At 70.2% G+C, this 25,131-nt stretch carries 26 protein-coding genes and 3 tRNA genes; 6 read left to right on the forward strand and 23 right to left on the reverse strand.

The window, feature by feature from the left end:
* Positions 1-73: 73 nt before the first annotated feature.
* The 9 genes from rpoB to AB0D93_RS37310 all read right to left on the reverse strand — a co-directional run bounded on the left by rpoB (position 74) and on the right by AB0D93_RS37310 (position 10,474).
* A complete protein-coding gene (gene rpoB / locus AB0D93_RS37270; RefSeq protein WP_362129714.1) occupies positions 74-3,559 on the reverse strand; it encodes a DNA-directed RNA polymerase subunit beta in 3,486 nt (1,161 codons plus the stop codon).
* A gap of 593 nt (positions 3,560-4,152) precedes the next feature.
* Positions 4,153-4,542: a 50S ribosomal protein L7/L12 gene (gene rplL, locus AB0D93_RS37275; RefSeq protein ID WP_159535284.1), complete on the reverse strand. Its 390-nt coding sequence runs from the start codon at positions 4,540-4,542 to the stop codon at positions 4,153-4,155.
* 111 nt (positions 4,543-4,653) lie between these two features.
* Positions 4,654-5,184 (reverse strand): 50S ribosomal protein L10, encoded by a 531-nt coding sequence (gene rplJ / locus AB0D93_RS37280; protein WP_362129718.1) that lies wholly within the window; start codon positions 5,182-5,184, stop codon positions 4,654-4,656.
* Between the two features lie 1,413 nt (positions 5,185-6,597).
* Positions 6,598-7,509 carry a hypothetical protein gene (locus tag AB0D93_RS37285; protein WP_362129721.1) on the reverse strand — a complete coding sequence of 304 codons (912 nt, stop codon included), beginning with the start codon at positions 7,507-7,509 and terminating at the stop codon, positions 6,598-6,600.
* A gap of 122 nt (positions 7,510-7,631) precedes the next feature.
* A complete protein-coding gene (gene rplA, locus AB0D93_RS37290; protein ID WP_362129724.1) occupies positions 7,632-8,357 on the reverse strand; it encodes a 50S ribosomal protein L1 in 726 nt (241 codons plus the stop codon).
* A gap of 101 nt (positions 8,358-8,458) precedes the next feature.
* Positions 8,459-8,893, reverse strand: coding sequence for a 50S ribosomal protein L11 (rplK, locus tag AB0D93_RS37295; protein ID WP_030345386.1), 435 nt, complete (start codon positions 8,891-8,893; stop codon positions 8,459-8,461).
* A 170-nt stretch (positions 8,894-9,063) separates the two neighbouring features.
* Entirely contained in the window at positions 9,064-9,927 is an 864-nt protein-coding gene (nusG, locus tag AB0D93_RS37300) for a transcription termination/antitermination protein NusG (protein ID WP_362129727.1), read from the reverse strand.
* A gap of 80 nt (positions 9,928-10,007) precedes the next feature.
* Entirely contained in the window at positions 10,008-10,295 is a 288-nt protein-coding gene (secE, locus tag AB0D93_RS37305) for a preprotein translocase subunit SecE (protein WP_362129730.1), read from the reverse strand.
* Between the two features lie 106 nt (positions 10,296-10,401).
* Positions 10,402-10,474: transfer RNA gene (locus AB0D93_RS37310), tRNA-Trp, on the reverse strand.
* 264 nt (positions 10,475-10,738) lie between these two features.
* Here AB0D93_RS37310 and AB0D93_RS37315 point away from each other — a divergent pair.
* Both AB0D93_RS37315 and AB0D93_RS37320 read left to right on the forward strand, forming a co-directional pair.
* A complete protein-coding gene (locus tag AB0D93_RS37315) occupies positions 10,739-11,965 on the forward strand; it encodes a pyridoxal phosphate-dependent aminotransferase (RefSeq protein WP_362129733.1) in 1,227 nt (408 codons plus the stop codon).
* Between the two features lie 125 nt (positions 11,966-12,090).
* Positions 12,091-13,131: an adenosine deaminase gene (locus tag AB0D93_RS37320; protein ID WP_362129736.1), complete on the forward strand. Its 1,041-nt coding sequence runs from the start codon at positions 12,091-12,093 to the stop codon at positions 13,129-13,131.
* Positions 13,132-13,353: 222 nt separating this feature from the next.
* On the opposite strand, the gene AB0D93_RS37325 is transcribed toward AB0D93_RS37320, so the two are convergent.
* Complete coding sequence (locus AB0D93_RS37325; RefSeq protein WP_362129739.1) at positions 13,354-13,965, reverse strand: helix-turn-helix domain-containing protein; 612 nt, start codon at positions 13,963-13,965, stop codon at positions 13,354-13,356.
* Between the two features lie 106 nt (positions 13,966-14,071).
* On the opposite strand from AB0D93_RS37325, the gene AB0D93_RS37330 reads away from it, so the two are divergent.
* The gene (locus tag AB0D93_RS37330; RefSeq protein ID WP_362129742.1) at positions 14,072-14,704 is read left to right on the forward strand and encodes an NAD(P)-binding oxidoreductase; all 633 of its coding nucleotides are present in this window, start codon (positions 14,072-14,074) and stop codon (positions 14,702-14,704) included.
* A gap of 19 nt (positions 14,705-14,723) precedes the next feature.
* On the opposite strand, the gene AB0D93_RS37335 is transcribed toward AB0D93_RS37330, so the two are convergent.
* The 9 genes from AB0D93_RS37335 to AB0D93_RS37375 form a co-directional block, all read right to left on the reverse strand.
* Positions 14,724-15,809 (reverse strand): UDP-N-acetylmuramate dehydrogenase, encoded by a 1,086-nt coding sequence (locus tag AB0D93_RS37335; protein WP_362129780.1) that lies wholly within the window; start codon positions 15,807-15,809, stop codon positions 14,724-14,726.
* A 242-nt stretch (positions 15,810-16,051) separates the two neighbouring features.
* On the reverse strand, positions 16,052-16,432 hold the full coding sequence (locus AB0D93_RS37340) for a DUF3291 domain-containing protein (protein ID WP_362129745.1): 381 nt from the start codon (positions 16,430-16,432) through the stop codon (positions 16,052-16,054).
* A 54-nt stretch (positions 16,433-16,486) separates the two neighbouring features.
* Complete coding sequence (locus AB0D93_RS37345) at positions 16,487-17,998, reverse strand: DHA2 family efflux MFS transporter permease subunit (protein WP_362129748.1); 1,512 nt, start codon at positions 17,996-17,998, stop codon at positions 16,487-16,489.
* Between the two features lie 86 nt (positions 17,999-18,084).
* Positions 18,085-18,654, reverse strand: coding sequence for a helix-turn-helix domain-containing protein (locus AB0D93_RS37350; protein WP_362129751.1), 570 nt, complete (start codon positions 18,652-18,654; stop codon positions 18,085-18,087).
* Positions 18,655-18,777: 123 nt separating this feature from the next.
* Positions 18,778-19,206 (reverse strand): MaoC family dehydratase, encoded by a 429-nt coding sequence (locus AB0D93_RS37355; RefSeq protein ID WP_362129754.1) that lies wholly within the window; start codon positions 19,204-19,206, stop codon positions 18,778-18,780.
* 7 nt (positions 19,207-19,213) lie between these two features.
* Positions 19,214-19,666 (reverse strand): MaoC family dehydratase N-terminal domain-containing protein, encoded by a 453-nt coding sequence (locus AB0D93_RS37360; protein WP_362129757.1) that lies wholly within the window; start codon positions 19,664-19,666, stop codon positions 19,214-19,216.
* A 156-nt stretch (positions 19,667-19,822) separates the two neighbouring features.
* Positions 19,823-19,987: a 50S ribosomal protein L33 gene (gene rpmG / locus AB0D93_RS37365; RefSeq protein ID WP_003948671.1), complete on the reverse strand. Its 165-nt coding sequence runs from the start codon at positions 19,985-19,987 to the stop codon at positions 19,823-19,825.
* 90 nt (positions 19,988-20,077) lie between these two features.
* Positions 20,078-20,150 (reverse strand) — tRNA-Met (locus AB0D93_RS37370).
* 46 nt (positions 20,151-20,196) lie between these two features.
* Positions 20,197-20,269 (reverse strand) — tRNA-Thr (locus AB0D93_RS37375).
* 454 nt (positions 20,270-20,723) lie between these two features.
* On the opposite strand from AB0D93_RS37375, the gene AB0D93_RS37380 reads away from it, so the two are divergent.
* Positions 20,724-21,989 (forward strand): amidohydrolase family protein, encoded by a 1,266-nt coding sequence (locus AB0D93_RS37380; protein ID WP_362129760.1) that lies wholly within the window; start codon positions 20,724-20,726, stop codon positions 21,987-21,989.
* 358 nt (positions 21,990-22,347) lie between these two features.
* On the forward strand, positions 22,348-23,004 hold the full coding sequence (locus AB0D93_RS37385) for an NAD(P)H-binding protein (protein ID WP_362129763.1): 657 nt from the start codon (positions 22,348-22,350) through the stop codon (positions 23,002-23,004).
* Positions 23,005-23,112: 108 nt separating this feature from the next.
* Here AB0D93_RS37385 and AB0D93_RS37390 read toward each other — a convergent pair whose 3' ends face one another.
* The 3 genes from AB0D93_RS37390 to AB0D93_RS37400 all read right to left on the reverse strand — a co-directional run bounded on the left by AB0D93_RS37390 (position 23,113) and on the right by AB0D93_RS37400 (position 24,087).
* Positions 23,113-23,325, reverse strand: a complete 213-nt coding sequence (locus AB0D93_RS37390; protein ID WP_362129765.1) for a hypothetical protein — start codon at positions 23,323-23,325, stop codon at positions 23,113-23,115.
* 139 nt (positions 23,326-23,464) lie between these two features.
* Positions 23,465-23,689, reverse strand: a complete 225-nt coding sequence (locus AB0D93_RS37395) for a hypothetical protein (protein ID WP_362129768.1) — start codon at positions 23,687-23,689, stop codon at positions 23,465-23,467.
* A 44-nt stretch (positions 23,690-23,733) separates the two neighbouring features.
* Positions 23,734-24,087, reverse strand: coding sequence for a DUF6233 domain-containing protein (locus AB0D93_RS37400; RefSeq protein ID WP_362129771.1), 354 nt, complete (start codon positions 24,085-24,087; stop codon positions 23,734-23,736).
* 181 nt (positions 24,088-24,268) lie between these two features.
* Between AB0D93_RS37400 and AB0D93_RS37405 the strand changes: the two genes are divergently transcribed.
* Positions 24,269-24,754, forward strand: coding sequence for a carboxymuconolactone decarboxylase family protein (locus AB0D93_RS37405; protein WP_362129774.1), 486 nt, complete (start codon positions 24,269-24,271; stop codon positions 24,752-24,754).
* 221 nt (positions 24,755-24,975) lie between these two features.
* Here the strand turns inward: AB0D93_RS37405 and AB0D93_RS37410 are convergent.
* The coding region (locus AB0D93_RS37410; RefSeq protein WP_362129783.1) for a GTP cyclohydrolase I at positions 24,976-25,131 on the reverse strand (156 nt) is incomplete at its 5' end.

Raw genomic sequence — 25,131 nt, forward strand, 5'->3', positions numbered from 1 at the left:
GTAAGTCTGTGGTCTGAAACGGGGGCCTGGGGGTCGGCGGGGCCCTGTGGGTGAGGGCCCCGCCGGACTCCCGTCAGACCTCTTCGACGCTGCTCGGCTCGCGCCGGGACAGGTCGATGCCGAGCTCCTCCGCAGCGCGGAAGACGTCCTCGTCGGTGTCACGCATCTCGATGGACATACCGTCGCTGGACAGCACCTCCACGTTCAGGCAGAGCGACTGCATCTCCTTGATGAGCACCTTGAAGGACTCGGGGATGCCGGGCTCGGGGATGTTCTCGCCCTTGACGATGGCCTCGTAGACCTTCACGCGGCCGGTGACGTCGTCGGACTTGATGGTCAGCAGCTCCTGGAGGGCGTACGCGGCGCCGTAGGCCTCGAGGGCCCACACCTCCATCTCACCGAACCGCTGGCCACCGAACTGGGCCTTACCACCCAGCGGCTGCTGGGTGATCATGGAGTACGGACCGGTCGAGCGGGCGTGCAGCTTGTCGTCGACCAGGTGGTGCAGCTTCAGGATGTACATGTAGCCGACCGAGATCGGGTCCGGGAACGGCTCACCACTACGGCCGTCGAACAGCCGCGCCTTGCCGGTCGGGAGCACCATGCGCTCGCCGTCCCGGTTCGGGATGGTGTGCTGCAGCAGACCCGCGAGCTCGTCCTCGCGAGCACCGTCGAAGACGGGGGTCGCGACGTTCGTGCCCGGGTCGACCTGGTCGGCGCCGATCGCCTGGAGGCGCTGCGCCCACTCCTCCGCGAGGCCGGAGACGTCCCAGCCGCGGCTGGCGAGCCAGCCCAGGTGGATCTCCAGGACCTGTCCCGGGTTCATTCGGGACGGCACACCCAGCGGGTTGAGGATGATGTCGACCGGGGTGCCGTCCTCCAGGAACGGCATGTCCTCGATCGGCAGGATCTTGGAGATGACACCCTTGTTGCCGTGCCGGCCGGCGAGCTTGTCACCGTCGGTGATCTTGCGCTTCTGCGCGACGTAGACGCGGACCAGCTGGTTCACGCCCGGCGGCAGCTCGTCGCCCTCCTCGCGGTCGAAGACGCGCACGCCGATGACCTTGCCGGTCTCGCCGTGCGGCACCTTCAGCGAGGTGTCGCGGACCTCACGGGCCTTCTCACCGAAGATCGCGCGCAGCAGGCGCTCCTCGGGGGTCAGCTCCGTCTCACCCTTGGGGGTCACCTTGCCGACGAGGATGTCGCCGGCGATGACCTCGGCACCGATGCGGATGATGCCGCGCTCGTCGAGGTCGGCGAGGACCTCCTCGGAGACGTTCGGGATGTCCCGGGTGATCTCCTCGGGGCCGAGCTTGGTGTCACGGGCGTCGACCTCGTGCTCCTCGATGTGGATCGAGGAGAGGACGTCGTCCTGCACGAGGCGCTGCGACAGGATGATCGCGTCCTCGTAGTTGTGACCCTCCCACGGCATGAACGCCACGAGCAGGTTCTTGCCGAGGGCCATCTCGCCGTTCTGGGTGGCCGGGCCGTCGGCCAGGACCTGGCCGGTGACGACGCGGTCGCCCTCGTTGACGATGACCTTCTGGTTGACCGAGGTGCCCTGGTTGGACCGGGAGAACTTGGCCAGGCGGTACGTGATGTACGTGCCGTCGTCGTTGGCGGTGGTGATGTAGTCCGCGGAGACCTCCTGGACCACACCGTCCTTCTCGGCCTTGACCACGTCGCCGGCGTCGACGGCGGAGCGGTACTCCATGCCGGTGCCGACGAGCGGGGCCTCGGACTTAATCAGCGGCACGGCCTGACGCATCATGTTCGCGCCCATGAGGGCACGGTTGGCGTCGTCGTGCTCGAGGAAGGGGATCATGGCGGTCGCGACCGACACCATCTGGCGCGGCGAGACGTCCATGTAGTCCACGTCCTCGGGGCCGACGTAGTCGACCTCGCCGCCACGGCGGCGGACCAGCACGCGGGCCTCGGCGAACCGCATCTCGTCGTTCAGCGGCGCGTTGGCCTGCGCGATGACGAAGCGGTCCTCCTCGTCGGCGGTCAGGTAGTCGACCTCGTCGGTGACCTGGCCCTCGACGACCTTGCGGTACGGGGTCTCGATGAAACCGAACGCGTTGACCCGGCCGTAGGAGGCGAGCGAGCCGATCAGACCGATGTTCGGGCCTTCCGGCGTCTCGATCGGGCACATGCGGCCGTAGTGCGAGGGGTGCACGTCACGGACCTCGAAGCCGGCCCGCTCACGGGAGAGACCACCCGGGCCGAGGGCGTTCAGACGACGCTTGTGCGTCAGCCCCGACAGCGGGTTGTTCTGGTCCATGAACTGGGACAGCTGCGAGGTGCCGAAGAACTCCTTGATCGACGCCACGACCGGGCGGATGTTGATCAGGGTCTGCGGCGTGATCGCCTCGACGTCCTGGGTGGTCATGCGCTCGCGCACGACACGCTCCATACGGGCGAGACCCGTACGGACCTGGTTCTGGATCAGCTCGCCGACGCTGCGGATACGGCGGTTGCCGAAGTGGTCGATGTCATCGGTCTCGACCATGATCGAGCGGCCGGACTCGCCGGTCGTCTCGGTCTCGCCGGCGTGCAGCTTCACCAGGTACTTGATGGTGGCGATGACGTCGTCGGTGGTGAGCACGCCGGCGTCCAGCGGCTCGTCCGCACCGAGCTTCTTGTTCACCTTGTAGCGGCCGACCTTGGCGAGGTCGTAGCGCTTCGGGTTGAAGTAGAGGTTCTCCAGCAGCGTCTGCGCGGCCTCACGCGTGGGGGGCTCGCCCGGACGCAGCTTGCGGTAGATGTCGAGCAGCGCGTCGTCCTGGCCCTGGGTGTGGTCCTTCTCCAGGGTGGCGCGCATCGACTCGTACTCGCCGAACTCCTCGAGGATCTGCTCGGTCGTCCAGCCGAGAGCCTTCAGCAGCACGGTGACCGACTGCTTGCGCTTGCGGTCGATGCGGACACCGACCATGTCGCGCTTGTCGATCTCCATCTCCAGCCAGGCACCCCGGGACGGGATGATCTTGGCGGAGAAGATGTCCTTGTCGGACGTCTTGTCGATGGTGGAGTCGAAGTAGACACCGGGGGAACGAACCAGCTGGGACACCACGACACGCTCGGTGCCGTTGATGACGAAGGTGCCCTTGTTCGTCATGAGCGGGAAGTCGCCCATGAAGACGGTCTGGGACTTGATCTCACCGGTCTCGTTGTTGGTGAACTCGGCGGTGACGAAGAGCGGGGCGGCGTACGTGAAGTCGCGCTCCTTGCACTCGTCGATGGAGTTCTTCGGCGGCTCGAAGCGGTGGTCCCGGAACGTCAGGGACATCGACCCGGAGAAGTCCTCGATCGGGGAGATCTCCTCGAAGATCTCCTCCAGACCGGACTTGGTGGGGACGTCCTGACCGTTCTCCAGAGCCTCCTCGACCCGACTCTGCCAGGCGGTGTTGCCGAGCAGCCAGTCGAAGCTCTCGGTCTGCAGCGCGAGCAGGTTCGGAACCTCGAGAGGCTCCTTGATCTTTGCAAAGGAAATGCGCAGCGGGGCGGTGCTGGCGCCGTTGTTCGTATTCGCGGTCGAGGCATTGCGCGAGGCGGCCAAGAGGGGGTCCTTCCGAGGGCTCGGACTCACTACGCGCGTGCCGGCCCCTCTCCCGTACACAGAGACAGAAACCCCAGGTCAAGGGTGCTTCGGTCATCAGTGCTCGAGTGAGGGCAGACCCCTGGTGACGGGCAGGGGACAGCTAACAGGCAGCGCAAAGGGTCAGTGTAGCCACTTGGCACACTGATGTCCAGTGCGGGTTTTTCGAGACCCTCGCTGTGCTCACCGCTCTTGTCAACGCCCTCGGCATGCCTGCCCTCAACGCACGTTGATACTGCCCTCTTCGTCGTCGATCCATGCCTCGGATTCGGATCCTTGTGACGACGCGTCCTGAGAATTGCGCGCTGCGTGCGGTTCGTCAAGGCCCCCCAGTCCGATGCGGATCGTGGCGGAGACACGACGAAGATCACCTTACCCCTCGCCGTCGCGAGTGCAAGGCAACCGTGGCCGGGCCCGCCGGATACGCCGAAGAGCGACCACCCGGATGGATGATCGCTCTTCGGTGCGTTCGCGTTACAGCCCTACGGGGCACTTTTTACGGTGCCGCACGGCTGCGGTCGGCGCGCGTTCGAGTCCCTGGGACCCGGAAGGTCTTACTTGACCTCGACGGACGCGCCGGCGCCCTTGAGGGCCTCGGCAGCCTTGTCGGCGGCCTCCTTGTTGACCTTCTCGAGGACCGGCTTCGGGGTGCCGTCGACGAGGTCCTTGGCCTCCTTCAGACCCAGGGAGGTCAGCTCACGCACGACCTTGATGACCTGGATCTTCTTGTCGCCGGCGCCGGTGAGGATGACGTCGAACTCGTCCTTCTCCTCGACGGCCTCGGCGGCGGCGCCACCAGCGGCACCACCGGCGACGACGACCGGCGCGGCAGCGGCGGCGGTGACGTCGAACTTCTCCTCGAAGGCCTTCACGAACTCGGAGAGCTCGATGAGGGTCATCTCCTCGAACTGGGCAAGCAGCTCGTCCTGGGTGAGCTTCGCCATGATGGCGGTCCTTCCACTCAAATCGGCAGGTGCCGGATGTACTGGATAAGGCGGGCGTACGTCGGCCCGCTGCGACCCGCGCCGTTGGTGCGGGTCAGAAAGCGAGCCGAATTACTCGGCACCGCCCTGCTCGGCCTGCTTGGCGCGCAGCGCGTCCACGGTGCGGACGAGCTTCGACGGCAGCGCCTGGAAGACGGAGGCAGCCTGGGACTGCTTCCCCTTGAAGGCACCGGCCAGCTTGCTGAGCAGAACCTCGCGGGACTCGAGGTCCGCAAGCTTCTTGATCTCGTCGGCGGACAGCGCCTTGCCGTCAAGGACACCGCCCTTGATGACGAGATTGGGGTTGTCCTTGGCGAAGTCACGCAGACCCTTCGCCGACTCCACCGGGTCACCGGTGACGAAGGCGACGGCCGTCGGGCCAGCGAAGAGCTGGTCCTCCAGCGTGATCCCGGCCTCCTTGGCCGCAATCTTGGTCAGCGTGTTCTTCACCACGGCGTACTGGGCGTTCTCACCGAGCGACCGGCGCAGCGTCTTGAGCTGCGCCACGGTGAGACCGCGGTACTCGGTCAGCACGGCGGCGCTGGAGCTGCGGAACTTGTCCGTCAGCTCCGCAACCGCGGCAGCCTTGTCGGGCCTCGCCATAGAGCCTCGGCCTCCTTCCGGGTGATTCGGACCGCGCGGACCCGAAGGAGGACTGGGGAAAACGAAACGCCCCGGCGCAGGCGCTCGGGGCGGACTCGACCGGCCGCACACGCGCTCGGCGCGCGCACTCCGGGAGTTCTTCCACTGACACCTGCGCGGGTCGCCCACTTTTCAGCGGATCCTTCGGCCACCGCACCCTCGTTCAGAGCGCACGGCAACGACCAGCGGTCTTTGGCTTCTGCAAGAGAGTACGGGACCGGGGCGGCATCGAGCAAATCGGCCCGTAACCGGTCTGTACGGGGCTCGGGGCCGGGGTGCCGGGGGCGGGGCGTCGGGGGCGAAGGCGTCGGGGGCGGGGCGTCGGGGGCGGGGCGTCGGGGGCGAAGGCGTCGGGGGCGGGGCGTCGGGGGCGAAGGCGTCGGGGGCGGGGCGCCGGGGCCGGAACCTCGGGACCTGAACGCCGAGACCGGGGCGTCGGGGCCGGAACGCCGGGGCCGGGACGTCAGGGCCGGAACGCCGGGGCCGGGAGGGCCGGAACGCCGGGACCGCAACGCCGGGACCGGAACGTCAGGGCCGCAACGCCGGGACCGGAACGTCAGGGCCGGTTTGCGCATGGTCGTCATCGGACGGCCGAAGTCGGTGACCGTGACGGTCAGGTCGAGCTCATCGTGCCGTCCGGAGCCGCGTACGCGCTGCCACCTGACCCGTCGTCCCGCCCCGCGAGCCACACGCCCAGAACCAGCTCGCCGAGGATCTGCTTACGGTGGGGCAGGCCGGGCCGGAGTCGGCGACGGTGACCGAGCGGGTGCAGTGCGCCGTGCAGGCCCCGCCGACGGTCTCGGTGCCCGTGCGGCGGATGTCCTTCGCGGCGCCGGGGAAGGCAGCCCCACCGCCCGGGTTGCGCCGGCCTCGTCGCGCGTGGCGGTCATGTCCACGAGCAATCCGCCACCGGACCGGAACCTGGCCGTGAGACCGAAGCCGAGCCAGTGCCGACCGCGGTTCCCCCGAACCTCGTCGCCGACCACATCACAGGCACCGGACGACCAGGCGCAGCCACAGCCGCCCAGCCGGGGGCGCGGACACCCGGCCCGCCACAGGCCTGGTGCCGACCCGGAACTCGGCCACACTCGCGTACCGGCGCCGGTCGGCCCAGCTACAGCCGCTCGGGGCCGCCGAGGGGTGGTCCGCAGTCGGACCGCCGCAGGCCCGGTGGCGGCCCTCCTGGGCCCGGATCCAGGCGCGTGCCCGGTGATCCGGTGGTGCAGCGAGGGACGGGTCTCGGTCGTGCGTTCCGCGTGGGCGCCGGCCGAGCACCGGCGCCGCGTTCCTCGGCGGAATCCGTGAAACCGTCTCTGCGCACCCCTGACCCCGTCCCCCGTCCTCACCGGCGCGGGCGCGCAGGCCCCGGAAACCTCAGCGAGTGGCGGTGCCGCTGCCCGACGCGGCGCCGCCGGACTTCAGCAGGTCGGTGAAGTCCATGGTGTCCCCGGCCGGAGGTGCCTCGGCGGAGACCTTCACGCCGTAGTCGCTGTAGTAGGCGGTGCTGGTCATGGGGCCCTTGGCCGTGTCGGCCTTCTCGGACTTCTTCACCAGCAGGTTCTGGCCGTTGACCCAGATGTCGATGGTGTCGGTGGTGATGCCCGCCTGGTTGAGCTGCTTCTTCAGGGCCGACAGCTGGTCCGCGCTGAGGTTGCTGCTCTTGCTCGCGAGGTCGGCGACGCCCACCGTGCCCGCGTAGTGCGTGGTGCGGGTGCCGGAGATCGTCTCCTCGCCGACCTTCTTGACGTCACCGGAGGCCAGCAGCATCTGCACGGACTGGTTCGGCGTGGAGGTCTGGAGCTGGTTCTTCAGGGCCGTGCCGGAGGCGCCGCCGAACTTGGCGAGGGCGTCGTACGAGTACCTCACCCAGTGCTTGCCACCCGTGGCCTTGGCGAAGGCGTCGCTCATGTGGGCGTAGTAGCCGTCCGACAGGTACCGGGCCTCCATCGAGGAGGTGCCGGCCTTCTTCATGGCCTCGGCCATCTGTCCGCCGGTGTAGGTGATGGTGAGGGTGCCCTTGAGCCCGTTGCCCCAGGTGAGGGCGCCGTTCCCGGTCATCGTCATGAGGTCGCCGATGGACGTGGTGGAGCGCACCTTGGCCGACTCCGCCTTGTCGGTGGACTGCTCGGCGCTGCGCAGCGCGGCGATGGGGCTGACGTTGATCGCGGTGCCGCCGGACGCCTTGTCGCCCTTCCCGGAGTTCGAGGAGCCGCAGGCGGCCACCCCGGTCAGCGCGGCCACCACCGCCACGGAAAGGGTCACCCGGCGCGCCGTCGTGCTCTTCATCTTGTCGTACCCCCATGCGAGTCGTGTCGTACAAAGAAAAGACGGACCCCGCACCCGGAAGGTTGCAGGGCCCGCCCTTTACTTACGCGCACTTGACGCGGCTACCGGGGTGAGCGCAGGGCTCAGACGGCGGCCGGGTCCTCCTCGACGAGGAGGTTGCGGGTGCGGTTCGGGTCGACCGGGATGCCGGGGCCCATCGTGGTGGTGATGGCGGCCTTCTTGATGTAGCGACCCTTGGCGGCGGACGGCTTCAGACGGAGGATCTCCTCCAGCGCGGCGCCGTAGTTCTCCACCAGCTTGGCGTCGTCGAAGGACGACTTGCCGATGATGAAGTGCAGGTTCGAGTGCTTGTCGACGCGGAACTCGATCTTGCCGCCCTTGATGTCGTTGACGGCCTTGACCACGTCGGGCGTGACGGTGCCGGTCTTCGGGTTCGGCATCAGACCACGCGGGCCGAGGACGCGGCCGAGGCGGCCGACCTTGCCCATGAGGTCCGGGGTGGCGACAACGGCGTCGAAGTCCAGACGGCCCTTCGCCACCTCGTCGATCAGCTCGTCGGCGCCGACGATGTCGGCGCCCGCGGCACGCGCGGCCTCGGCACGGTCGCCGGTCGCGAAGACCAGGACCCGGGCGGTCTTACCGGTGCCGTGCGGAAGGTTCACGGTGCCACGGACCATCTGGTCGGCCTTGCGCGGGTCGACACCCAGACGGAAGGCGACCTCGACGGTGGCGTCGAACTTGGTCGTGGAGGTCTCCTTGGCGAGACGGACGGCCTCGAGCGGGGCGTACAGCTTCTCCCGGTCGACCTTGGCGTCCGCAGCGCGGAGAGCCTTGCTGCGCTTGCTCACAACTTGCTCCTGTGTGTTCTGAAAGGAGTCGTGGTCCGTGGGCCGAGCAGGCCCTGCCACGTGCGGCCGGCTAAGGCCGCATGACTACTGGGGGGTTGAGGTCAGCCCTCGACCGTGACGCCCATGGAGCGCGCGGTGCCGGCGATGATCTTCGCCGCGGCGTCCAGGTCGTTCGCGTTCAGGTCGGGCATCTTGGTCTGGGCGATCTCGCGGACCTGCGCCTCGGTGATCTTGGCGACCTTGGTCTTGTGCGGCTCGCCGGAGCCCTTCTCGATGCCCGCGGCCTTGAGGATCATCTTCGCGGCCGGCGGCGTCTTGGTGATGAAGGTGAAGGAGCGGTCCTCGTAGACCGTGATCTCCACCGGGATGACCCAACCGCGCTGCGACTCGGTCGCGGCGTTGTAGGCCTTGCAGAACTCCATGATGTTGACACCGTGCTGACCCAGCGCGGGGCCGACCGGCGGGGCCGGGTTGGCGGCACCGGCCTGGATCTGGAGCTTGATGAGCCCCGTGACCTTCTTCTTCTTGGGAGGCATAGCTCTCCGGGTCCTTTCATTCGGGTCCATGCCCGCGCGAGGATCGCGATCCTGACGCAGGCATACCGCACAACGATAACGGGTATAGATGCGCGGCTAAAAACCGAGCAGGTCAGACCGGCTGAGACAGCCCGCCTGACCTGCTCGGAAGCGCGAAGTCCGATAGAGGACTAGTTCTTCTGGATCTGGTCGAAGGACAGCTCGACCGGCGTCTCGCGGCCGAAGATCTCCACCAGGCCCTTGACCTTCTTCGAGTCGGGGTTGATCTCGTTGATGGTCGCCTGCAGCGTGGCGAACGGGCCGTCGGTGACGGTGACCGAGTCGCCGACCTCGAAGTCCAGCACCTGGACCTCGACCTTGCGCTGCGGGGCGGGCTTTCCCTCGGCCTCGGCGGCCTCGCGGGCGGCCTTCTCCTCGGCCTCCGGGGCGAGCATCTTGACGATCTCGTCCAGGGTCAGCGGGTACGGGTCGTAGGCGTTGCCGACGAAGCCGGTGACGCCCGGAGTGTTGCGGACGACGCCCCAGGACTCGTTGGTCAGGTCCATGCGGACCAGGACGTAACCGGGCAGCTTGTTCTGCTTGATCGTCTTGCGGTCGCCGTTCTTGATCTGGACGACCTCTTCCTGCGGCACCTCGGCCTGGAAGATGTAGTCCTCGACGTTCAGCGAGACGGCGCGCTGCTCCAGGTTGGTCTTCACGCGGTTCTCGTAACCGGCGTAGGTGTGGATGACGTACCACTCGCCGGGCAGGGTGCGCAGTTCCTCACGCAGGGCCGCGACGGGGTCGACGGGCTCGGCCGGCTCCTCCTCGGCGGCCTCGACGGCAGCCTCCCCGGCCTCTTCCTCGTCCTCGACGTTGTCCTCGTCCTCGACGTTCAGGGCAGCCTCTTCGGCCGGCTCCCCCGCCTCGGCCTCGGCAGCCTCGAACTCGTCCTGCTCGTCCGCGCCCTCGACGATGTCGAGCTCGTCGTCCACCATCTCGGCAGCGGTCCCGCGAGACTCGATGGCGTCGTCGTTCAGGTTCGGGTCAGACACGATGGCTGCTTCTTCCTGGATACATAGGGGTGGAACATGCGAAAACGGGCGCCGGTGCCACGGCGCCCTTCGCTCTTGGCTCAGCCGAAGACGTACTTGGCCGCGTGGTTGAGCCCATAGTCAATCACGGTCACCAACGCGATCATGATGGCGACGAAGAAGATCACCACGGTGGTGTACGACGTCAGCTGGTTGCGCGACGGCCAGACGACCTTGCGGAGCTCCGCGATGATCTGGCGGTAGAAGGTGGCGAGGCGCTTCAGCGGGCCCTTCTTGGCACGCTTACCGCCCTTGCGGGCCTTCTTCTTCGACTCGAGCGCCTCATCCTGGGCGTCAGGCGTGTCGATGGAGCCCACGGCGTCCGTCATAATCCTCACCTGATCCCGGGTCGTGGCCGTGCCGCGCCCGGTTTCTGAGCCGCACGGCGGTGCAATGCTGTACGTACATGCGCACACATCCTGGCGGTGTGTGTAGCAGGGCCGGAGGGACTTGAACCCCCAACCGCCGGTTTTGGAGACCGGTGCTCTACCAATTGAGCTACGACCCTTTGCGTGTCCCCCCAAACGTACCGCATCCGGACGGGTGCGCGGTGTGCACCAGTTTCGGCGGCGGCTGCTGAAGGCCAACGAGGTGTGAGTGTACGTGGTCCACGGCCCGGCGTCGAACAGAAAGTGCCCGTCCGGGGCCACTTGACTAAAGATCGTCCTGGCCGGGGGCCGGATTCGGACCCGTGTTCACGTCCCGACCCCTGGCTGTTCAGTCTGTGAAACCCGCGTGCCCGGGGTGTTTCCGGTCTGGAACGATGGACTCCATGAGCGCTGCAACCCCACCCACCGAGCGCCGGGTCTCCGCCCGAGTCGGCGCGATCTCCGAGTCCGCCACCCTCGCCGTGGACGCCAAGGCCAAGGCCCTGAAGGCCGCCGGGCGTCCGGTGATCGGCTTCGGCGCCGGCGAACCCGACTTCCCGACCCCGGACTACATCGTCGAGGCGGCCGTCGAGGCCTGCAAGAACCCCAAGTACCACCGCTACACCCCGGCCGGCGGCCTGCCCGAGCTGAAGGCCGCCATCGCCGCGAAGACGCTGCGCGACTCCGGCTGGGAGCCCGACGTCTCGCAGATCCTCGTCACCAACGGCGGCAAGCAGGCCATCTACGAGGCGTTCGCCGCGATCCTCGACCCGGGTGACGAGGTCATCGTCCCGGCGCCGTACTGGACGACGTACCCGGAGTCGATCCGCCTGGCCGGCGGTGTCCCGGTGGAGGTCGTGGCCGACGAGACGACCGGCTACCGCGTCTCGGTCGAGCAGCTGGAGGCGGCGCGCACGGAGAAGACGAAGGTCGTGCTCTTCGTCTCCCCGTCCAACCCGACCGGCGCGGTGTACTCCGAGGCCGAGACCGAGGCGATCGGCCGCTGGGCCCTGGAGCACGGCCTGTGGGTGCTCACCGATGAGATCTACGAGCACCTCGTCTACGGCGACGCCTCCGCGGTGTCCCTGCCGGCGCTGCTGCCCGAGCTGCGCGACAAGTGCGTCGTGGTCAACGGTGTGGCGAAGACGTACGCCATGACCGGCTGGCGCGTGGGCTGGGTCATCGGCCCGAAGGACGTCGTCAAGGCCGCGACCAACCTGCAGTCGCACGCCACCTCGAACGTCTCCAACGTGGCCCAGGTGGCCGCCCTGGCCGCCGTCTCCGGTGACCTTCAGGCCGTGGCGAAGATGCGCGAGGCCTTCGACCGGCGCCGCCGGACCATCGTGCGGATGCTCAACGAGATCGACGGCGTGGTCTGCCCGGAGCCCGAGGGCGCGTTCTACGCCTACCCGTCGGTCAAGGCCCTGCTCGGCAAGGAGATCCGCGGCAAGCGGCCGCAGGACACGGTCGAGCTGGCCGCGCTGATCCTGGAGGAGGCCGAGGTCGCGGTCGTCCCGGGCGAGGCCTTCGGCACGCCGGGCTATCTGCGGCTGTCGTACGCGCTCGGCGACGAGGACCTCGTCGAGGGCGTGAGCCGCATCCAGAAGCTGCTGGCGGAGGCCAGGGCCTGAGCTGGTCCGTCTTCGGACAGGGGCACCCGGGAACGGTCCCGGGTGCCCCTGTTCTTTTGTGCGAGCAAGACCACGTACGGGGAAACGGCTACCGGTGTGACCGGTGTGTACGGCAGGATCCTGGGATGGAGCGTGTACGTGACCTCTCTGAGCTGCCGAAAGCCCATCTGCACCTGCACTTCACCGGCTCGATGCGACCGGGCACCGTCCTGGAACTGGCCGACAAGTACGGCGTACGCCTGCCCGACGCCCTGACGGAAGCGCTGACCAGCGGCGAACCACCCAAGCTGCGGGCCACCGACGAACGGGGCTGGTTCCGTTTCCAGCGGCTGTACGACGCGGCGCGCTCCTGCCTGCGTGAACCGGAGGACATCCAGCGGCTGGTCCGGGAGGCCGCCGAGGAGGACCTGAAGGACGGCTCGGGCTGGCTGGAGATCCAGGTGGACCCGACGTCGTACGCGCCCCGGCTGGGCGGGCTGATCCCGGCCCTGGAGATCATCCTGGACGCGGTGGACACGACGTCCCGGGAGACCGGGCTCGGCATGCGCGTGCTGGTCGCCGCCAATCGCATGAAACACCCGCTGGACGCCCGGACGCTGGCCCGCCTGGCGGTGCGGTACGCGGACCGGGGCGTGGTCGGTTTCGGGCTCTCCAACGACGAGCGGCGGGGCATGGCACGGGACTTCGATCGGGCCTTCCACATCGCGCGCGAGGGCGGTCTGCTGTCGGCCCCGCACGGCGGCGAGCTCACCGGCCCGGCCTCGGTGCGCGACTGCCTGGACGACCTGCACGCCGCGCGGATCGGCCACGGCGTGCGCGCGGCGGAGGACCCGCGGCTGCTGAAGCGGCTGGCCGACCGGGGCGTGACCTGCGAGGTGTGCCCCGCCTCGAACGTGGCGCTCGGCGTGTACGAGAAGCCCGAGGACGTGCCGCTGCGGACCTTCTTCGACGCCGGTGTCCCGATGGCCCTCGGCGCCGACGACCCGCTGCTGTTCGGCTCCCGGCTGGCCGCCCAGTACGAGATCGCCCGGCACGCGCACGGCTTCTCGGACGCCGAGCTCGCCGAGCTGGCGCGGCAGTCGGTACGGGGCTCGGCCGCCCCGGACGACGTCAGGGCACGGCTGCTGGCCGACGTGGACGCCTGGCTGACCCGCCCGGCCGCCTGAGGCGCTCGCCCGGCCGTCCGAAACGCTCGCCCGGCCGTCCGAAGTGGGCGTCGGGCGGATCGGGCTTGAGCTTGAGGAGATCGGCACATCGCGCGCGTCCCCGTCACCGGGGGGCCAGCCCAGCGCCGCGAACTCCACCGGCGGTGCGGGTCCAGGGCTCGCGTGCTCTCAGCCGCGCGGGCGCATGACCGGCGAGGGGCTCCTCATCGCCCAGCTCGCGGTTCACCCCGAGGCCGGCGCACCGGAGATTCCGCCCAGCAGCGTCTGGGCGAGCCGTTCGGCGAAGTCGTCGACCGGCGGCCGCTCCCCCGACTCCGTCGCGTCGTAGGCGAAGGCGCGCTGCGCGCAGGCGCCGAGCAGCAGGGAGGCGGCCGCGAAGGTGTCGGCGTCACCGCGGACGCGGCCGGCGGCCTGTTCGGCGCGCAGGTAGGCGTCCAGTTCCTGGATGGGCCGGTGCGGTCCGGAGCCGAGTGTGCGCAGGACCTCGTAGTGGCGCTGCTTGAGCTGGGACTCGGCGTACAGCGAGGCGGCGATCGGGAAGCTCTGCTCGTAGAAGAGCGCTGCCTGGCGGGCGATCTCGGTGAGGTTGCCCGCGAGGGTGCCCTGTCCCGGCTCGGCGGCGAGGCTGCTCAGCAACGGCTTGAGCCGGGGCAGCCGCTCGGTGAGCACCCGGACGAACAGCTCCTCCTTGCTGTCGAAGTACTTGTAGAGGGCCGCCTCGGAGCAGCCCGCCGCACGCGCGATCTCCTTGGTGGTGGCTCGGGCGAGTCCGACGGTGAGCATGAGCTCGTGTGCGGCGTCGAGGATGCGGACACGCGCCGGCTTCGGCTCCATGGGGCTCCTGTCGGGCTTGACGAGTGGGTGAGTGCTTACCCACTCTAGAGGGCAGCGTGGTGAGTGAATACTCACCCACCAGTCCGCCCCGAGTACGGGAGCACACATGAACCTCACCGTTTTCGGCGCCACCGGCGGCATCGGCCGGGAGATCGTGCGTCAGGCGCTAGGCGCCGGCCACCGGGTGACCGCCGTGGTCCGCGATCCGGCCCGGCTCGATGTCACCGGGGACACCCTGGAGGTGTTCCGCTCCGACCTGACCGACCCGGAGGAGCTCCGCGCCGCCGTCCGGGGCCGGGACGCGGTCCTCTCCGGCCTGGGCGCGCGCAGCCGCAAGGACGCCGGCGTCGCCACCCGGCTGACCCGTACGGTCCTGCGCGCCATGGAGGCGGAGGGCGTACGACGGCTACTCGTGGTCAGCGCCGGTCCCGTCGGCCCCGCCCCCGAGGACGACGGCGCCCTGGACCGCACGATGCGCGGCCTGGTGTCGGCCGTCTTGAAGGACGTCTACACCGACCTGCGCGGGATGGAGACCGAACTGGCCCGCAGCGGCACGGACTGGACCTCCGTTCGGCCACCGCGGCTGCAGGACAAGCCGCTCACCGGCCGCTACCGCACCGTCGTCGGGGGCTTTCCGCGCAAGGGCCGCTTCATCGCGCGGGCGGACGTCGCCCACGCGATGCTGGCGATGATCGACGACCAGGGAACGGTGAAGCAGGGGGTGGGGGTGGCGTACTGAACGGCGCGGACCGGTACGGCTACAGGTGGACGCCGACCGTCACCGGCTCGTTGACGAGCGTGATCCCGAAGGCCTCGTGGACGCCGGCGACCACCTCACGGGCCAGCGTCAGCAGGTCCTCGGTGGTGGCGGCGCCGCGGTTGGTCAGGGCGAGGGTGTGCTTGGTGGAGATGCGGGCCGGCCCGGTGCCGTAGCCCTTCGTGAAGCCCGCCTTGTCGATCAGCCAGGCCGCCGAGGTCTTCGTACGGCCCTCCCCCGCCGGGTAGGCGGGCGGTTCGACGCCGTCGCCCAGCCGCTCGCGCACGCGCGCGTGGAACGCGGCGAACTGCTCGTCGGTGAGGATCGGGTTGGTGAAGAACGACCCGGCGGACCAGGTGTCGTGGTCCTCGGCGTCGAGGACCATGCCCTTCCCGGCGCGCAGCTTCAGCACGGTCTCCCGGGCGTCGGCCAGCGGCACCCGGTCACCGGGCTCGACGCCGAGCGCCCGGGCCGCCTCGGCGTACTTGACGGGCGCGGACAGCCCGCCCGCGTCCGCCAGCTCGAAGCGGACCCGCAGCACGACATGGCGCTCGGGATCCGCCTTGAAGCGGCTGTGACGGTACGAGAAGGCGCACTCCTCGTTCGTGAGCGTGACGGTCTCGCCGGCGCGCCGGTCGTAGGCGATGACCTCGGTGATGGTGGAGGAGACCTCCTGGCCGTAGGCCCCCACGTTCTGGATCGGCGTGGCGCCCGCGGAGCCGGGGATGCCGGCCAGGCACTCGATCCCGGCGAGCCCCGCCTCGACCGTGCGGGCGACGGCGTCCGTCCACACCTCGCCGGCGGCCAGCTCCAGCGTCGTGCCGCGCAGTTCCACCCCGCGCGTGGCGATGCGCAGGGCGGTGCCGTCGAAGCCCTTGTCGCCGATGACCAGGTTCGACCCACCGCCGATGACCAGCAGCGGTGTCCCGCTGTCGTCGGCCTCGCGCACGGCGGCGATCACCTCGGCATCGGTCACCGCAGTGACCAGCCGCGTCGCGGGACCGCCCAGCCGGAAGGTGGTCAGCGGGGCAAGGGGGGCGTCGTGGAGTACCTGCACGCGCCCAAGACTACGAGACGCCTCCGACAGCCCGGCATCCAGCGAGCCCTGGGGGCGGCTGGGTGGACCGGCACCCGTCGCGGCGCGGTGCGAGCTTTGGTCCTGCTCCGCCCGAGCCATGGCCGGAACACCCGCGCGGCGTGACGTCCCTGGGTCACTCCGCCGGTGACCGGCCGCTGCCGTCAGCCGCCACACGCTGACACGCACGTACGCGCGCGTGGACGCCTCTCGACGTCCACGCGCGCGTAGCCGACGTACGGCCGGCCGGTGATCTACGTAAGGTGCCGTTCCGCCTCCTCCCAGCGCACCGGCAGCCGGTCGGCGGACGTCTGCCAGGTGGCGAACCGGACGTCGCGCATCTGGGAGGAGAGGCCGCGGGCGGTGGGCCGGTGGGCACCGGAGCGGGCGAAGGTCTTCAGCGCGTCGGCGGACTCCCAGGCGGACAGCGTCCAGAAGGTCCGCCGCAGGGGCCGCGCCTTGAGGGCGGCCCCGTAGGCGCCGGGCGCGCGGCCGATCTGCCGCCACACGGCAGGCGTGCGGGCGAGGAAGCGGAGGGCGCCCCACAGCGAGCGGGTCTCGAAGCGGGAGGCGAAGACGTGCACCTCGGTGTCGCGCGGCGCGGCGTTCGGCACGATCCAGGGAAGGGTGGGCATCGCGATCTCCTTGCGGCAGGGCGGGGCGAGGGCGGCGAGGGTCCGGGCCAGGCTTCAGCCGGCTGCGCTCTCCAGGGCACTGGCGTTCGCAGCGGAGCTCTGCACGGCGGTGGCCGTCGGTGCGTCGGCCGCAGAGGCGGTCGCAGGCGTCTGCCCGTCCACCGCGGCGAGCCGGGCGGCACTCCGCCGGGCCGGGATCGCCAGGGCCGCGACCGCGGCGAGGGCGACCACCGCCGAGCCGGTGACCAGGGCGGGCCGCAGGCCGTCCACGAAGCTCTGCGCGCTCTCGTAGCCACCCTGCGCCGAGAAGATCGACGACATCACCGCGATACCGAGCGCCCCACCCACCTCACGCAGCGCGTTGTTCGCGCCGGAGGCGATGCCCTGCTCCTGCGGGCGGACGCTGGACATCACCAGATTGGCGGCCGGCGCGAAGTACAGGGCCATGCCGACGCCGCTGATGACCAGGGCGGGCAGCTGGACGGCGTAGGAGGCGTCCGCGGTGGCCACGGCGGCCATGTAACCGAGGCCGGCGGCCTGCAGGAACAGGCCCGCGGCGACGACCGGCCGGCCGCCGATGCGGTCGGAGAGGATCCCGGCGATCGGCGCGACGAGCATGGGCATGCCGGTCCAGGGAAGCATGCGCAGCCCCGCCTCGGTGGGCGAGTAGCCGAGCACGCCCTGCATGTACTGGCTGAGCAGGAAGATCGAGCCGAACATGCCGACGAACATCAGCAGGCTGGCCGCGTTGATGCCGGAGAAGGCGCGGGACCGGAACAGCCGCATCGGCAGCATGGGGTTGGCCACGCGTGAGCTGTACAGCACGAACCCGGTCAGCAGCGCACCGCCGGCGAACAGCGCGGTCAGGACCACGGTGTCGGTCCAGCCGTCGGCGGGCCCGCGGACCAGGCCGTACACGATCCCGAAGAGACCACCGCTGGCGAGCAGCGTGCCGGGGACGTCGAGCCGGGCGGCGGTGCCGTGGGACTCGGCGAGGCGCAGACGGGCGAGCGGCAGCGTGACCAGGCCGAGCGGAACGTTCAGCCAGAAGATCCAGTGCCAGGACACGTGCTCGGTGAGGCTGCCGCCGATGAGCGGTCCGGAGGCGACGGCGAGTCCGTTGACGGCTCCCCAGATGCCGTACATCATGCCGCGCTTGGCGGCGGGCACGGCCGCGGTCAGCAGGGTCAGGGTGAGCGGCATCATCACGGCCGCGCCGACGCCCTGGACCGCGCGGGCGGCGATCAGGGATCCGATGCCGGGTGCCATGGCCGCGGCGGCGGAGGCGCCGGTGAACATGGTGAGGCCGGCGATGAAGAGCCGGCGGCGCCCGAAGCGGTCACCGAGGGCCGCGCCGAACATCAGCAGGACGGCGAAGGTGAGCGTGTAGGCGCTCACGGTCCACTCGAGGTCGTCCAGGGCGCCGCCAAGGTCCTTGCGGATGGAGGGCAGGGCGGTGGTGACGACGAGGTTGTCGAGGGCCGCCATGAATCCGGCGACGCTGGTGATGACGAGGGCCCACGCTGCGCTTCCGCGCGGTGCGCTCGGTGCGGTCTGCTGTGACATCTCTCCCCCAGAGAGCGATCTTCTAGTTAGTTATTGCTGACTAACTTTCTTGGGCATGAACGAGGCGGCCCACCGCCTCGTCCGCGCTACTTCTCCAGCCGCCCGGTGATCCGAGCCGACGGATACATCCCCTGCCAGACCCGGTGCTCGGGCGGAAACCCCATGGCGGTGAGGGTGTTGATGAGCATTCCGTACGCCAGGAAGGTCGTGGTCTCGCCGTCGTCCGCCCCGAGCGGCAGGTGAACGGTGCCCCAGAGCTTCATCCAGGCGGCCCGTACGGCCTCACCGAACTCGTGGTCGCCCTCGGCCTCGGCCGCCGCCACCGTGATGTACGTCTGCATCTGCATCTGCAGCTTCTCGGGCTGTTCGGTGATCATTCGCACGTAGGCGTTCGCCATGGCGTGCAGGGCCTCCTCGCCCTCCAGCCCCTCGGCCGCCTTCTCGAAGACCCGGCAGGTGTCCTCCACGCACCGCAGCGAAGCGGCGGCGAAGATCGCCTTCTTGCTTGCGAAGAGCCGGAAGAGATACGGCTGCGAGACACCCACGCGGCTCGCGATCGCCTCGGTGGAAGTGCCGTAGTAGCCCTTCCGCGCGAATTCCGCGATCGCCGCACGGATGACGCTCTCCCGTCGCTCTTCTGCGCTCATCCTGACCATGGGAAGTAAGTTAGTACTCAATCACTAACTTGGCAACACCCTGGGTGCAGACGTGCGCAAGGGGCGCCCCACCAGGGAGGACGCCCCTTACTCAGCACTGCTTCCGTTGCCGTCGAGCGGGCTTCAGGCCAGGCGTACGACCGCGCGGGACATGCCCAGCACCTTCTGCCCGCCGCTGGTCGCCGTCAGGTCCACGCGCACGGTGTTGTCGTCCAGCTTGGCCGCGATCTTGCCGCTGACCTCGATCAGGGCGCCCTGGTCGTCGTTCGGCACGACGACGGGCTTGGTGAAGCGGACGCCGTACTCGACGACGGCCCCCGGGTCCCCGGTCCAGTCGGTGACCACACGGATCGCCTCGGCCATGGTGAACATGCCGTGCGCGATGACGTCCGGCAGGCCGACCTCCTTGGCGAACTTCTCGTTCCAGTGGATCGGGTTGAAGTCCCCGGAGGCGCCCGCGTACTGCACGAGCGTGGCACGGGTCACGGGGAAGGTCTGCGCCGGCAGTTCGGTGCCGACCTCGACGTCGTCGTACGCGATCTTCGCCGTCATCGGGTCCTCACGCCTCCTCGGCCGCACGGGCCACGAGCTTGGTCCAGGCGGTCACGACGTGCTCGCCCGCCTCGTCGTGCACCTCGCCGCGGATGTCCAGGATGTCGTTGCCCGCGAGGGACTTGATGCCCTCGATGGTGGAGGTGACCGTGAGCCGGTCGCCGGCGCGCACCGGGCGGCTGTAGGCGAACTTCTGGTCGCCGTGCACCACGCGGCTGTAGTCCAGGCCGAGCTGCGGGTCCTGGACGACCTGGCCCGCGGCCCGGAAGGTGATGGAGAACACGAACGTCGGCGGGGCGATCACATCGGAGTGACCGAACGACTTCGCGGCCTCGGGATCCGTGTACACCGGGTTGGTCTCACCCACCGCCTCGGCGAACTCGCGGATCTTTTCCCGGCCCACCTCATAGGGCGCGGTGGGCGGGTACGTCCGTCCAACGAAGGACTGGTCGAGCGCCATGGCCCGGCACCTCCTGATGTCTGCTGTGATGGCCCCAAATTAGCCGCAACCCTGCCCAGAAACGCGCACGGGGACGGGTGGGCGCAGAGGCGGCGAGCCGGTGAAACGCCGCGAGGCCGCCCCCTCGGAAGGGGACGGCCTCGCGGACGAGCCTGTTTATCGCGTTTCGCGGTGCGCGGTGTGCGCGTTGCAACGCGGGCAGTGCTTCTTCATCTCAAGGCGATCCGGGTTGTTACGCCGGTTCTTCTTGGTGATGTAGTTCCGCTCCTTGCACTCCACGCAGGCCAGCGTGATCTTCGGGCGGACGTCGGTGGCAGCCACGTGAGTGCTCCTAAGACGAACGGGTGGACTAATTCAACGCAAGAAAGAGTAGCCGATCGAAGGACCGACCCCGCAATCGGCTACTGTGAGTAGCGGTGACCGGACTTGAACCGGTGACACAGCGATTATGAGCCGCTTGCTCTACCGACTGAGCTACACCGCTGCGGTGCGATCGGGCCCCGTCTTTCGACGGGAACCTCTCACACCAGAGCCCCAAAACGGAATCGAACCGTTGACCTTCTCCTTACCATGGAGACGCTCTGCCGACTGAGCTATTGGGGCGAGCGATGAAGACATTACACGGTCCGCCGCCGTTCACCCAAATCCGTATCCGGCGGTCCGGCAGCACTCCCATCTCAGCCCGCGCAGCGGCCTCGTGAGTCGCGGGGCACCCGGCTGCCGGGGGGTGCGCAGGTGGCCAGCAGGTGGTCAGCAGGTGGTCCCGGGTGCACGCGTGGGCGTCGCCGGCCGCCCGGCGGTCGTGGCACGCGCGAGAGCGCCGTCGGGAAGACCGGCAAGCCGGGAAAGCGCAGGACGACCGGGAAGTCGCGGACTCCACGCAGGTGGGCGACACACGTACCGCCAAGAGCGGACCACGCCGGTACGACTATTGCCCTCCTGCGCGCCCCGCGCGGCTGTCCACCCTAGGCTCGACTCACTCTGCGTGATCATGGGGTTCCCGCGCCCCGGCCCTCACGCGGGCTCGCCCGACCCCCGGCCCCGACCCTGGAGCGCGATGCCAGACAGCCAGCCGCATCCCCAGCCGCCGTCGAACTCCCCGGGGTCCTCGGGACAGTCCGATCCGGCCCCTCTGCTGCTGTGCGGGGCACGGCTCACCGACGGCAGGACCGTGGACGTGCGGCTGGGTGGCGGACGCATCGAGGCGGTGGGCACGGCCGGCAGTCTGGCTCCCGGTCCGGCCCGGACGGGCGCCACGCGCGTGGACCTGAGCGGCTACCTGCTCCTCCCGGCCCCGGCCGAGCCGCACGCCCACGGTGACACCGCGCTGTCCGCCGAGCACCCCGGCCCCGTGTCCTACACCCCCGAGGACGTCCAGCGCCGGGCCACGGAGGCGGCGCTGCTGCAGCTCGGGCACGGGGCGACGGCGGTACGCGCCCATGTACGCGTGGGTGACGTCCAGGGGCTCGGTGCCCTGGGTGCCGTCCTGCAGGCGCGACGGTCACTGCGCGGGCTCGCGGAACTGACGACGGTGGCGATGCCACGGCTGCTGACCGGGGTGGCCGGCGCCGACGGGCTGGCGATGCTGCGTGACGCCGTCAAGATGGGCGCCTCGGTGGTGGGCGGCTGTCCCGACCTGGACCCCGATCCGACAGGCTACGTGGAGACCGTCCTGGAAGTGGCCTCCGAGCACGGCTGCCCGGTGGACCTGCACACGGACGCCTCCGACCCGGCCCGGTTGTCCCGGCTCGCGGCCATGGCGGGTGGTTTGCGCCCCGGCGTGACGATCGGGCCGTGCGCCGGTCTCGCGCGCCTGCCCACGGAGGCCGCCTCGCGCGCCACCGACCAACTCGCGGCGGCCGGGGTGACGGTCGTGTGCCTCCCGCAGGGCGGCTGTTGCGGCGCCGACCGCCGGGGCGCCGCTCCGGTACGGCTGCTGCGCGCGGCCGGCGTGCGCGTGTCGGCCGGCAGCGGCGCCCTGCGCGACTCCTCCAACCCCGTCGGCCGCGGTGACCCCCTGGAGGCGGCCTACCTCCTCGCCTCCAGCCACGGCATGCGCCCGGAGGACGCCTACGACGCCGTGAGCGCCTCGGCCCGCGCGGTGCTGGGCCTGCCGGAGATCCGCGTGGAGGCCGGCTTCCCCGCCGACCTGCTGGCCGTACGCGGCGACCGCCTGTCCGGCGCCCTGTCGCTGGCCTACAGCCGGATCGTGGTCCACCGAGGCCGGGTGGTGGCGCGCACGAGCGCGGTACGCGAGTACTGCAACTCGGCGGCCGCGGCGGAACTCGGGTTGCCACGACAGGGGCGGGGCGAGTTGTCGTGAGGGGCCGGGGCGGCTCCTGAGAGGACCCGCGGGGTCGGCGGGCGGGCTCGGACCGTCCGCGGAACTCGGTCCTGTCGGAGAGGTCATGTGGCCCGCGCCCGGCGCATGACCTCGGGGGTGCGCGCCACGCGCATGTTCGCCGGCGCACACCGAGCACACACCCCACGCACGCCGCGTCACCGGGCCCGCGCGCGCTTCCGCACGCCGGGCGCGCGGCTGTGCTCACACGCGGGCGCACAGTGCGCGGAGCACGCCGGGTGCGCCCCTGACGGGGCCGGATCGTGTGAGCCCGGCGCGCCGCGGCCATGCCGGTCAACTCGTGCGGCGAATGAGCCCCTTCCGGCGTACGGTCGGAATCATGCGCATTGTCATCGCTGGTGGTCATGGTCAGATCGCGCTGCGGCTGGAGCGCCTGCTCTCCGCGCGTGGGGACGACGTCGCGGGGATCATCCGCAAGTCCGAACAGGGCGACGATCTGCGGGCGGCCGGCGCCGAACCGATCCTCCTCGACCTGGAGTCCGCCTCGGTGGAGGAGGTCGCGGCGCACCTGCAGGGCGCCGACGCGGCCGTCTTCGCGGCCGGCGCGGGCCCGGGCAGCGGCGCGACCCGCAAGCAGACGGTGGACAGGGGCGCGGCGGTGCTGTTCGCGGACGCGGCCGTTCGCACGCGCGTACGTCGTTTCGTCGTCGTCTCCTCGATGGGCGCGGATCCCGCGCACCAGGGAGACGACGTCTTCGACGCGTACCTGCGCGCCAAGGGCGAGGCGGACGCCTACGTGACCCGCCAGGAGGCGCTGGACTGGTCGATCCTGCGCCCCGGGTCACTGACGGACGACGCGGGTACCGGTCTGGTCCGTCTGGAGGCGCACACCGGGCGCGGCGCCATCCCGCGGGACGATGTGGCCGCCGTCCTCGCGGAGTTGGTGGACACCCCGGCGACGACGGGTCTGACGCTGGAGCTGATCAGCGGCTCGACGCCGGTGTCGGTCGCGGTGAAGTCGGTGGCCGGGAACTGAGGCCGGCTGTCGGCCGTTGATCGGTCGGGCCCACCGCGAAGGCCTTCAGCACCGCCCGCTGTCACCGCGTCAGACCCCGCTGGCCGGAGGGCCGTACCGCTCCGCGGCTCAGAACAGAGGCAGCTGCCCGGGAAACTCCGGCACGGCGTATCCGTCCAACGCCTGCTGGACCGCCCCGAGTTGTGCCTGCCGCCGCGACCCGGCGCAGGAGACGAGCTCCCCGCTCTCCCGCGCCCCGGGCGGGTCGTGCCGCGCGAAGCGGCCCGCGACGACGGCGATGTCGCGACGGCACACAGGGCAGGTTCTGCGTCGGGAGGACATGCCGTCAGTGTGCCCGCGTCGAGGCAGCGGCGACACCGTCGTCACGCGCGGACGCGGCCACGGATCCCCGCGACCCGCCCCGCAGACGCCCCCGCGCTCGGATGCACCCTCGCCCCCCGCCGTCATGTGCGGCCCGCGTTCAGGCGCGGCTCTCGGCCTCCCAGCGGTCGGGACCCACCCCGCGCCAGTCGATCAGCGGCGAGTCGGCCACCTGCTCCGGCTCCATCTCCAGGCCCGCGCGGCGCAGGAACTCCACCAGATCGCGCACGTTGTACGCCAGGCCGAGGATCTCGCCGTCCACCCGCACCCGGCGGCCGCCGGTCGGTGACGGCAGGTGTACGACGATGGGGCGCTTCCCGGACATGGCTCCAGCATCGTCCGGTCCGCCCGGACCCGCACCCGGACCGCTCATTCCAGAACCCCCAGCGCCGTGTCGGGGCGGCACAGCGGGCACGCCGGGACGCCGCCCTCGGTCAGTGCACGCACCGCCTGGCCCCGGCCGACCTCCTTGGCGCGCCCGCCGGCGTTCGCGCAGCCGCCGACGTGGACGTACACCGCGCTGCGGCCGTTCAGACCGCGTTCGATCAGCCACTCCGGGGCAGCCTGCCGGGTCGCCAGGCGACGCTGCCGTTCGGTTTCCCGGCGTTCCTCGTCCGCGATCCACCGGTCCATGAGGGCGAGCTGCCGCGCGGCCTGGTGCTCGACGACGCGGCGGGCGAAGCGCAGCATGTCGAGACGCGTCAGCGGCCGGTCATCGTTCACGCGTTCGATTCTAGTGAAGCGGCGGAAAAGCGCGACCACGAGAGACGCAGCCGACGGAATCCGGGTGGGGCGGCACCCCGTCGACGAGACGCGGGTCACATTCCGCCCGCTCCTGTCACAGCGCGTGGGGTCGCTCTGTCCAAGAGGGGTGTACGCACCATCGACGACCCAGGAGCACACCGTGGAAGCTCGTCTGAACGTCATGGCCGCCAGTCCCGTCGCGGCCAAGGCCATGAAGCACATCATCGCTGCGGGCATGGCGCTCTCGGAATCGACCGTGCCCGCCTCGACGCGCGAACTGATGATGCTGCGCGCCAGCCAGATCAACGGCTGCGCCGGATGCATCGACATGCACACCAAGGAGGCCACCGCGGCCGGGGAGACCGCCGTGCGCCTGCACCTGGTGGCCGCCTGGAGGGAGGCCAAGGTCTTCACCGAGGCGGAGCGCGCCGCGCTGGAGCTGACGGAGCAGGGCACCCGCATCGCCGACGCGGCGGGCGGCGTCCCGGACGAGGTCTGGGCGAACGCCGCCAAGCACTACACCGAGGAGCAGCTCGCCGACCTGGTGACCCAGATAGTCGTCATCAACGCCTTCAACCGGGGGAACGTCATCACCCAGCAGCCCGCCGGCGACTACGAGGCCGGCATGGTCGCCAAGTTCCACTGAGGTCCGCCGCCGCCCGGCCCGGCACGCCGACCGGGCCGGGCGGGGCGACGGCACACCGACGAGAGCCACTCCCTCACGGGATGACTGATGACTGGGGCGGGCCGGGGACGCCTATTTCCGCTATTTCCGCCACCACCGCTGGACCCGGCGGAAGAGACCGCCCCCAGGCGCGGCACCGTCAGGCTCCGACCGGGGCCGATCGACGAGCGCCTGGAGACCGGTCAGGAGGCCGCGCCGGTCAGCCCGAGGAATTCGCTGCGGGAGCGGGCGTCGGAGCGCAGGAGGCCGAGCAGGGTGGAGGTCATGGTGCTGGAGCCGGTGGCCTGGACGCCGCGGAGGGTCATGCAGGCGTGTTCGGCCTCGATGACCACGCCGAC

It is taken from the genome of Streptomyces sp. NPDC048191 (assembly GCF_040652655.1).
Classification (GTDB): domain Bacteria; phylum Actinomycetota; class Actinomycetes; order Streptomycetales; family Streptomycetaceae; genus Streptomyces.

Coding starts and splice junctions, on each gene's coding strand:
- rplL (WP_159535284.1), bottom strand. CDS start 4,542: ATGGCGAAGCTCACCCAGGACGAGCTGCTTGCCCAGTTCGAGGAGATG.
- rplJ (WP_362129718.1), bottom strand. CDS start 5,184: ATGGCGAGGCCCGACAAGGCTGCCGCGGTTGCGGAGCTGACGGACAAG.
- AB0D93_RS37285 (WP_362129721.1), bottom strand. CDS start 7,509: ATGAAGAGCACGACGGCGCGCCGGGTGACCCTTTCCGTGGCGGTGGTG.
- rplK (WP_030345386.1), bottom strand. CDS start 8,893: ATGCCTCCCAAGAAGAAGAAGGTCACGGGGCTCATCAAGCTCCAGATC.
- secE (WP_362129730.1), bottom strand. CDS start 10,295: ATGACGGACGCCGTGGGCTCCATCGACACGCCTGACGCCCAGGATGAG.
- AB0D93_RS37315 (WP_362129733.1), top strand. CDS start 10,739: ATGAGCGCTGCAACCCCACCCACCGAGCGCCGGGTCTCCGCCCGAGTC.
- AB0D93_RS37320 (WP_362129736.1), top strand. CDS start 12,091: ATGGAGCGTGTACGTGACCTCTCTGAGCTGCCGAAAGCCCATCTGCAC.
- AB0D93_RS37325 (WP_362129739.1), bottom strand. CDS start 13,965: ATGGAGCCGAAGCCGGCGCGTGTCCGCATCCTCGACGCCGCACACGAG.
- AB0D93_RS37330 (WP_362129742.1), top strand. CDS start 14,072: ATGAACCTCACCGTTTTCGGCGCCACCGGCGGCATCGGCCGGGAGATC.
- AB0D93_RS37340 (WP_362129745.1), bottom strand. CDS start 16,432: ATGCCCACCCTTCCCTGGATCGTGCCGAACGCCGCGCCGCGCGACACC.
- AB0D93_RS37345 (WP_362129748.1), bottom strand. CDS start 17,998: ATGTCACAGCAGACCGCACCGAGCGCACCGCGCGGAAGCGCAGCGTGG.
- AB0D93_RS37350 (WP_362129751.1), bottom strand. CDS start 18,654: ATGGTCAGGATGAGCGCAGAAGAGCGACGGGAGAGCGTCATCCGTGCG.
- AB0D93_RS37355 (WP_362129754.1), bottom strand. CDS start 19,206: ATGACGGCGAAGATCGCGTACGACGACGTCGAGGTCGGCACCGAACTG.
- AB0D93_RS37360 (WP_362129757.1), bottom strand. CDS start 19,666: ATGGCGCTCGACCAGTCCTTCGTTGGACGGACGTACCCGCCCACCGCG.
- AB0D93_RS37380 (WP_362129760.1), top strand. CDS start 20,724: ATGCCAGACAGCCAGCCGCATCCCCAGCCGCCGTCGAACTCCCCGGGG.
- AB0D93_RS37385 (WP_362129763.1), top strand. CDS start 22,348: ATGCGCATTGTCATCGCTGGTGGTCATGGTCAGATCGCGCTGCGGCTG.
- AB0D93_RS37390 (WP_362129765.1), bottom strand. CDS start 23,325: ATGTCCTCCCGACGCAGAACCTGCCCTGTGTGCCGTCGCGACATCGCC.
- AB0D93_RS37395 (WP_362129768.1), bottom strand. CDS start 23,689: ATGTCCGGGAAGCGCCCCATCGTCGTACACCTGCCGTCACCGACCGGC.